This window comes from Pseudomonas sp. PICF6 (assembly GCF_009831705.1).
GTDB classification, from domain to species: Bacteria; Pseudomonadota; Gammaproteobacteria; order Pseudomonadales; family Pseudomonadaceae; genus Aquipseudomonas; species Aquipseudomonas rhizophila.
Genome location: NZ_WUUD01000026.1, coordinates 313,730 through 321,478 on the forward strand (window position 1 = coordinate 313,730; position 7,749 = coordinate 321,478).

6 protein-coding genes are annotated in these 7,749 nt (G+C 61.3%); 3 read left to right on the plus strand and 3 right to left on the minus strand.

The window, feature by feature from the left end; all coding sequences use genetic code 11:
* Positions 1 to 90 precede the first annotated feature (90 nt).
* From algW to GSM73_RS18000, 3 genes are all read left to right on the plus strand, one after another.
* Positions 91 to 1,251: a Do family serine endopeptidase AlgW gene (gene algW / locus GSM73_RS17990; protein WP_047228651.1), complete on the plus strand. Its 1,161-nt coding sequence runs from the start codon at positions 91 to 93 to the stop codon at positions 1,249 to 1,251.
* A gap of 170 nt (positions 1,252 to 1,421) precedes the next feature.
* Positions 1,422 to 3,527: a TonB-dependent siderophore receptor gene (locus tag GSM73_RS17995; protein ID WP_160893406.1), complete on the plus strand. Its 2,106-nt coding sequence runs from the start codon at positions 1,422 to 1,424 to the stop codon at positions 3,525 to 3,527.
* Positions 3,528 to 3,539: 12 nt separating this feature from the next.
* Positions 3,540 to 4,259 carry a DUF4198 domain-containing protein gene (locus GSM73_RS18000; protein ID WP_047228653.1) on the plus strand — a complete coding sequence of 240 codons (720 nt, stop codon included), beginning with the start codon at positions 3,540 to 3,542 and terminating at the stop codon, positions 4,257 to 4,259.
* A gap of 195 nt (positions 4,260 to 4,454) precedes the next feature.
* Here GSM73_RS18000 and hisC read toward each other — a convergent pair whose 3' ends face one another.
* The 3 genes from hisC to hisG form a co-directional block, all read right to left on the minus strand.
* Positions 4,455 to 5,507 carry a histidinol-phosphate transaminase gene (gene hisC, locus GSM73_RS18005; protein WP_107321881.1) on the minus strand — a complete coding sequence of 351 codons (1,053 nt, stop codon included), beginning with the start codon at positions 5,505 to 5,507 and terminating at the stop codon, positions 4,455 to 4,457.
* Positions 5,504 to 6,847, minus strand: coding sequence for a histidinol dehydrogenase (gene hisD, locus GSM73_RS18010; protein ID WP_047228655.1), 1,344 nt, complete (start codon positions 6,845 to 6,847; stop codon positions 5,504 to 5,506). The genes hisC and hisD overlap by 4 nt, the downstream gene beginning before the upstream one ends.
* Before the next feature lie 123 nt (positions 6,848 to 6,970).
* Positions 6,971 to 7,606, minus strand: coding sequence for an ATP phosphoribosyltransferase (hisG, locus tag GSM73_RS18015; RefSeq protein WP_047228656.1), 636 nt, complete (start codon positions 7,604 to 7,606; stop codon positions 6,971 to 6,973).
* Positions 7,607 to 7,749 lie beyond the last annotated feature (143 nt).

The window sequence follows — 7,749 nt, forward strand, 5'->3', positions numbered from 1 at the left end:
ATATCCCGTTCAGAGGCGCGCGCGGCCTCGTATAATGCGCGACATTATGGGCGGTCTCACACCGCCTGCAACCTTTGTAGGACGTGCTTAATGCTCAAGGCGCTGCGTTTTTCCGGCTGGCCTCTGTTGGCCGGCGTGCTTGTCGCTCTACTGATTATCCAGCGTTATCCGGAGTGGGTCGGCCTACCGAGCCTCGACGTCAACCTGCAGCAGGCGCCACAGACCAAGGCACTGCAACAAGGGCCGGTGTCCTACGCCGATGCCGTGACGATCGCGGCACCGGCCGTGGTCAACCTGTACACCACCAAGGTCGTCAACAAATCCAGCCATCCCCTGTTCGAAGACCCGCAGTTCCGGCGCTTCTTCGGCGACAACTCACCCAAGCAGAAACGCATGGAGTCGAGCCTGGGTTCGGGCGTAATCATGAGCCCTGAAGGTTATATCCTGACCAACAACCACGTCACCAGCGGCGCCGATCAGATTGTGGTGGCGCTCAAGGATGGTCGCGAAACCCTGGCCCGGGTGATCGGCAGCGACCCGGAAACCGACCTTGCGGTGCTGAAGATCGACCTGAAGAACCTGCCGGCCATCACCATTGGGCGCTCGGACAGCATCCGCATCGGCGATGTCACCCTGGCCATCGGCAACCCCTTCGGCGTCGGCCAGACCGTGACCATGGGCATCATCAGCGCCACTGGGCGCAATCAGTTGGGCCTGAACAATTACGAAGACTTCATCCAGACCGATGCCGCGATCAACCCCGGCAACTCCGGCGGCGCGCTGGTGGATGCCAACGGCAATCTGACCGGGATCAACACGGCGATCTTCTCCAAGTCCGGCGGCAGCCAGGGCATCGGTTTTGCGATTCCGGTGAAGCTGGCCATGGAAGTGATGAAGTCCATCATCGAACACGGCCAGGTGATTCGGGGCTGGCTGGGTATTGAAGTGCAGCCGCTGTCCCAGGAGCTGGCGGAGTCCTTCGGCCTGTCCGGGCGTCCCGGGATCGTGGTAGCAGGCATTTTCCGCGATGGCCCGGCCCAGAAGGCCGGCCTGCAACTGGGCGACGTGATCCTGAGCATCGACGGCGAACCCGCCGGTGACGGCCGTCGCTCGATGAACCAGGTGGCGCGGATCAAACCCACCGACAAGGTCGCCATCCAGGTGATGCGCAACGGCAAGGAGCTCAAGCTCACCGCAGAAATCGGTTTGCGCCCACCGCCGGCACCGGTGGTGGTGAAGGAAGAAGAGTAACTGCGCGATAGCAACAGCCTTGCTGGCCAAGAGTCCCTTGTGGCGAGGGAGCTTGCTCCCTCGCCACAAAAAACCGTGTTCGCCGCGGTTATTTTAGTCGGCCAGGAATAGCATAAATTCTCATTAGTAGTGTTATATTGTTTCAATACTAAAAATTGGAACAAGATAACATGTCATCTCTAAAACGGATTTCCCTCGCCAGCCTGGCCTTGGGTCTGCTGGGTGACCCGGTGATCGCCGAGGAAATCCAGCCGATGGAACTGGACGCCATCAACGTCTCTGCCGACTACGAATCCCCTACCGGGCCGGTGACGGGCTATCGCGCCACTCGCTCCGCCAGCGCCACCAAAACCGACACCGCCCTGCGGGACATCCCGCAATCGATCAGTGTGATCCCCGCCAGCGTCCTCAATGATCTGGGCAGCACCAACGTCGAACGGGCCCTGGAATATGCCGGCGGCGTGTCAAAGCAAAACAACTTCGGCGGCCTGACACTCTACGAATACAGCGTGCGTGGCTTTACCACTTCGGAGTTCTACAAGGACGGCTTCAGCGCCAACCGCGGTTATCCGAGTACGCCGGATGCGGCCAACATTGAACGCATCGAGGTGCTTAAAGGACCGGCGGCCAGCCTGTACGGGCGCGGCGACCCCGGCGGTACGGTGAACATCGTCACCAAGAAGCCCCAGCCCGAAGCCTTCACCACCCTGCAAACCAGCGCCGGCAGTTGGGATCGCTACCGCACCGCGCTGGACGTCAACACACCACTGGACGCTGAGGGCAATGTGCTGTCGCGGGTCAACCTGGCGGTCGAGGACAATCACAGCTTTCGCGATCACGTCCAGAGCAAGCGCGTCTTCGTCGCCCCCTCCCTCAGTTGGCAACTGAGCCCCGATACGCGCCTGCTGGTGGAAAGCGAAATCGTGCGCCACAGTTCAACGTTCGATCGCGGCATCGTGGCGCCGAACAACCGTTGGAGCGGTGTTTCCCGCTCAACCTTTTTGGGCGAACCCAACGACGGCGACATCGACAACCACAACAACATGCTCCAGGCGGCCCTCGAACATCAGCTCAACGACGCCTGGCAACTGCGCCTGGCCAGCCATTACAAACAGGGCGAACTCTGGGGATTCGCCTCAGAAGCGCGGCCGCTGAACGCCGACGGTCGTACGGTGAACCGCCGCTACCGCGAGCGCGACAACAATTGGCACGACAGCATTACCCAGCTTGAATTACGCGGACTGTTTGACCTCGGGCCCTGGCAGCACGAATTGCTGATCGGCACCGAATACGAGGACTATCGCAAGAACGAGCGCGTGACCACGATCAACGGTGGCACTTACCCCATCGACATCTATCAACCGGTCTATGGCCAGCCGAAACCTGATGGTCAACGTACCGGCACCGATTTTTTCGAGCGTGTGAAAAGCCGTGCGCTGAATCTTCAGGACCAGATCGTCTTCACCGACAAACTGCGGGGCATGCTCGGCGTGCGTTATGAGCATTTCGAGCAGAGCATTGACGATCACACCACGCAGCTCACCAGCCGCCAGCGTCATGACACCTTCACGCAACGGGCCGGCCTGCTGTACCAACTGACACCCGAGGTCGGACTGTTCGCCAACGCCTCCACCTCGTTCAAGCCCAACAATGGCCTGGATGCCGGGGGCAAAACCTTCGATCCAGAGGAAGGCGTTGGCTATGAAGTGGGGATCAAGAGCGAGCTGTTCGATGATCGCCTGAGCACCACTCTGGCGGCGTTCCATATCGAAAAGGAAAACGTCCTGGCGCGGGACCCGGCCACAGACTCCAACCGCGCCATGGGCAAGGCCCGCAGCCAGGGACTCGACCTGCAGGTCACCGGGCAGGTAACTGACGCCATCCGGGTGATCGGCGCCTTCGCCTACATCGATGCCGAAGTGACCAAGGGTGACGAAACCATTCCCACTGGCAGCCGGATTCTTGGCGTCGCCAAGCACAGCGGCAGCCTGCTCGGCGTCTACGAATTCCAGGACGGCCACCTGCGCGGCTCCGACGTGGGTGCGGCATTCACATACGTCGGAGATCGCTCCGGCGAAGCCGGCAAGGACTTCGAACTGCCGGCCTACCACACCGTGGATCTGCTGGCCCATTACAAAGCCAGCGACAACGTCACCGTGGGCCTGAACCTGAACAACGTCTTCGACGAAAAATACTACGAGCGCTCGTACAGCAACTACTGGGTCAACCCCGGCGAGCCACGCAACTTTACCGTCAGCCTCACCCTTGATCTGTAAAAAGGAAAATCAATGAAATACCCCAAGACCTTCGCCCTTCTCAGCCTGTTCCTGGCCACACAAGCCTCGGCCCATGGCCTGTGGACCGAACAGCGGCGCGGCAACATCGAAGTGATCTACGGCCACGGCGCCGAGGACAATGCCTTCAAGGCGCAGAAAATCAGCGGTGCGTGGGCCTATGACCTGGGCGGCAAGATGATCCCGGTCACCGTCGAACGCTTGCCCGACCATGCTCGCTTGCAACCCCTCAAACCACCGGCCGTGATGGCCGTGGAACTGGACAATGGCATGTGGTCCCAGACCGCTGACAAGAAATGGATCAACGAAGGCCGCACGAAGGTGCCCGGGGCGATTGAATCGACCCACACCTTCAAGTACAGCCTGGCGATCTACGAGCCGGGAGCGAAGTTGCCGAAACTTGATCAGGTCAAGTTCCTGATCCTGCCGGAAGTCGACCCGCTGACCGTAGGCCCGGGCCAGTCACTGCCGGTACGGGTGCTGCTGGACGGGAAACCGGCCGCCGGGGTGAAGCTGGTGGGTGATTACCGCAGCGCACCGGACACCGTATCAGCAGAAACCGACGCCGAAGGCCGGGCCAAGGTGCTGGTGCGTAACGAAGGGTTGAATGTGATCGCCGCGCAGATGGAAATTGCGCTCAAGGACAACAAGGACGTGGCCACGCGCGGGGTGTTCACCTCGCTGACCTTCCTGGGTGAAGAGCATCACGAGTAAGGCCCAACAACTGTGGGAGCGAGTCTGCTCACGATGGCGGTGGATCAGCCAGATGGATGTTGACTGACACTACGCCATCGCGAGCAGGCTCGCTCCCACAGGGTGTCTCTGCTGGTTACAAAATTTGTATTTGCAACAACTCTACTGTGGAAGCGAGCCTGCTCGCGATAAGGCCATCAGCCCCCTTCCTTAACTTTAGAGTTCACCCAGGGCTTCGATCAACGCCTGGTTCTGCTCCGGCGTGCCGATGCTGATCCGCAGGAATTGGGCAATCCGCTCCTGCTTGAAGTGCCGCACGATCACGCCTTGTTCGCGCAATTTCGCCGCCAGCCCTGCCGCATCGTGCCGGGGGTGACGGGCGAAGATGAAGTTGGCCGCCGAAGGCAACACGTCAAAGCCCTTGGCCTGCAACTGCGCCACCACCCATTCACGGTGCTCGATGACCAACCGGCAGGTCTGCTCGAAATACTCCCGATCGTCGAACGCCGCCGCGCCCCCGACATTCGCCAGGCGATCCAGCGGGTAGGAGTTGAAGCTGTTCTTGATCCGCTCCAGCGCTTCGATCAGGTCCGGATGGCCCACCGCCAGGCCCACCCGCAATCCTGCCAATGAGCGGGACTTGGACAGGGTCTGGGTCACCAGCAGGTTCGGATAGCGGTCCACCAGACTGATGGCGGTCTCGCCGCCGAAGTCGATATAGGCTTCATCAACCACCACCACCGAGTCCGGACTGGCCTTGAGGATCTGCTCGACCGCTTCCAGGGCCAGCAGGCAGCCGGTGGGAGCGTTCGGATTGGGGAAGATGATCCCGCCGTTTGGTCTGGCATAGTCCGCCGGGTCGATCTGGAACTGCGCGTCCAGCGGCACCGCGTCGAACTGGATGCCGTACAGCCCGCAATACACCGGATAAAAGCTGTAACTGATGTCCGGGAACAACAGCGGCTGATCGTGCTGCAGCAGCCCGTGGAAAATGTGCGCCAGCACTTCGTCCGAACCGTTGCCCAGGAACACCTGGTTGCTCTGCACACCGTAATAGCGGGCCACGGCGCTTTTCAGCAGATCGCTGTTGGGGTCCGGGTACAGGCGCAGGTTGTCGTTCAGCTCGGTTTGCATCGCCGCCAGGGCCTTGGGCGACGGGCCGTAGGGGTTCTCGTTGGTGTTGAGCTTGACCAGGCGAGTCAGCTTCGGCTGTTCGCCCGGCACGTAAGGCACCAGGTTCTTGACGAACGGGCTCCAGAATTTACTCATTTCAGTTTCCCCTGCCCTTCAATGGAGCGCTCATCAAGGATGCGGTATTCGGCACTGCGGGCGTGGGCGCTCAGCGACTCGCCACGGGCCAGCACCGAAGCGGTCTTGCCCAGTTCGGACGCACCTTGCTCGGAGCAGAAGATGATCGACGAACGTTTCTGGAAGTCATACACCCCCAGCGGCGACGAGAAACGCGCCGTACCGGAAGTCGGCAAGACGTGGTTGGGACCTGCACAATAGTCACCCAGGGCTTCGCTGGTGTGGCGGCCCATGAATATCGCACCGGCGTGGCGGATCTGCGGCAGCCAGGCCTGCGGGTCAGCGACCGACAACTCCAGGTGCTCCGGCGCGATGCGGTTGGCGACCTCGATGGCCTGTTCCATGTTCTCGACCTTGATCAGCGCGCCACGGCCGTTGATCGAGGTGTTGATGATCTCGGCGCGGTCCATGGTCGGCAGCAGCTTGTCGATGCTGGCAGCCACTTTGTCGAGGAACTCGGCGTCCGGGCTGACCAGGATCGCCTGGGCGTCTTCGTCGTGCTCGGCCTGGGAAAACAGGTCCATGGCGATCCAGTCCGGGTCGGTCTGGCCGTCGCACACCACCAGGATCTCCGAAGGGCCGGCGATCATATCGATACCGACCTGACCGAACACGTGGCGCTTGGCGGTGGCGACATAGATGTTGCCAGGCCCCACCACCTTGTCGACCCGCGGCACGCTCTCGGTGCCATAGGCCAGCGCAGCCACGGCCTGGGCGCCACCGATGGTGAACACTCGGTCCACCCCGGCGATGCAAGCAGCGGCCAGCACCAGTTCATTGATTTCGCCGCGCGGGGTCGGCACCACCATGACCACTTCGGTCACGCCGGCGACCTTGGCTGGGATCGCGTTCATCAACACCGAGGATGGATACGACGCCTTGCCACCCGGCACGTACAGACCGGCGCGGTCCAGCGGCGTGACCTTTTGGCCCAGCACCGTGCCGTCGGCTTCGGTGTAGCTCCAGGAGTCCTGTTTCTGCCTCTCGTGATAGTCGCGCACCCGCGATGCGGCTTTTTCCAGGGCTTCGCGCTGCGGCACCGTGATCCGGGTCAGGGCCAGTTCCAGGCGCTCGCGCGGCAGGATCAGATCAGCCATGGACGCCACTTGCAGGCCATCGAATTTCTGGGTGAATTCCACCAAAGCTGCATCGCCACGCTCGCGCACAGCCTTGATGATGTCCAGCACCCGCTGATTGACCGAGTCGTCAGACACACTTTCCCAGCTCAGCAGATGATCCAGATGATGTGCGAAATCCGGGTCGGCAGCGTTGAGTCGGCGAATCGAAGTGGGAGCGGTCATAGCGAGGGCCTCATTAATGGCAAATGCTCAGGCGCCCTAAGCTACCAGTCCATTCGCGTGGGCACCTGAGAAAATTGGCTATGACACGGATAGACGGGCGCGACTCAAGGTCGCGCAGGTGAATCAGCCGCGGTGTCGCGATTCCACTGCCTTGCGCAGGGTATCGATCAGAGCCTGGATACGGGCGTGCTGCATTTTCATCGAAGCCTTGTTGACGATCAGCCGGGAGGTGATGTCGGCAATGAAATCCTGGGGCTCCAGGCCATTGGCCCGCAGGGTGTTGCCGGTGTCGACCACATCGATGATCTTGTCCGCCAGGCCGATCAGCGGCGCCAGCTCCATCGAACCGTACAACTTGATGATATCGACCTGACGGCCCTGCTCGGCGTAATAACGCTTGGCAATGTTGACGAACTTGGTCGCCACCCGCAAACGGCCCTTGGGTTCTGGCGCACCGACTTTGCCGGCGGTCATCAGCTTGCAGCGGGCGATCCGCAGGTCCAGGGGCTCGTACAGGCCCTGGCCGCCGTACTCCATCAGCACGTCCTTACCGGCAACGCCCAGGTCGGCGGCGCCATGTTCAACGTAAGTCGGAACATCGGTGGCGCGCACGATCAGCAAGCGTACATCGGCTTGAGTCGTAGGAATGATCAGCTTGCGGCTCTTGTCCGGATTCTCGGTCGGCACGATGCCCGCTTCAGCCAGAAGCGGCAAGGTGTCATCAAGGATGCGGCCCTTGGACAGTGCAATGGTCAACATGGGAAACGTCAGTCCTTATCAAGGTACTCATGCCCGGTCGCAAGCGGCGCCGGACACACATCGAGGGTGTTACCACCCTCGACCTGAAACGAAATCAACAGGCGCGTCCCTGCGCCCATGCAGCCGGACCTAGCCCGGTACGC

What these genes read in the sequence shown, in the direction of transcription:
- hisG (WP_047228656.1), bottom strand. Translation starts at nt 7,606, where the DNA reads ATGTTGACCATTGCACTGTCCAAGGGCCGCATCCTTGATGACACCTTG.
- hisC (WP_107321881.1), bottom strand. Translation starts at nt 5,507, where the DNA reads ATGAGTAAATTCTGGAGCCCGTTCGTCAAGAACCTGGTGCCTTACGTG.
- GSM73_RS17995 (WP_160893406.1), top strand. Translation starts at nt 1,422, where the DNA reads ATGTCATCTCTAAAACGGATTTCCCTCGCCAGCCTGGCCTTGGGTCTG.
- algW (WP_047228651.1), top strand. Translation starts at nt 91, where the DNA reads ATGCTCAAGGCGCTGCGTTTTTCCGGCTGGCCTCTGTTGGCCGGCGTG.
- hisD (WP_047228655.1), bottom strand. Translation starts at nt 6,847, where the DNA reads ATGACCGCTCCCACTTCGATTCGCCGACTCAACGCTGCCGACCCGGAT.
- GSM73_RS18000 (WP_047228653.1), top strand. Translation starts at nt 3,540, where the DNA reads ATGAAATACCCCAAGACCTTCGCCCTTCTCAGCCTGTTCCTGGCCACA.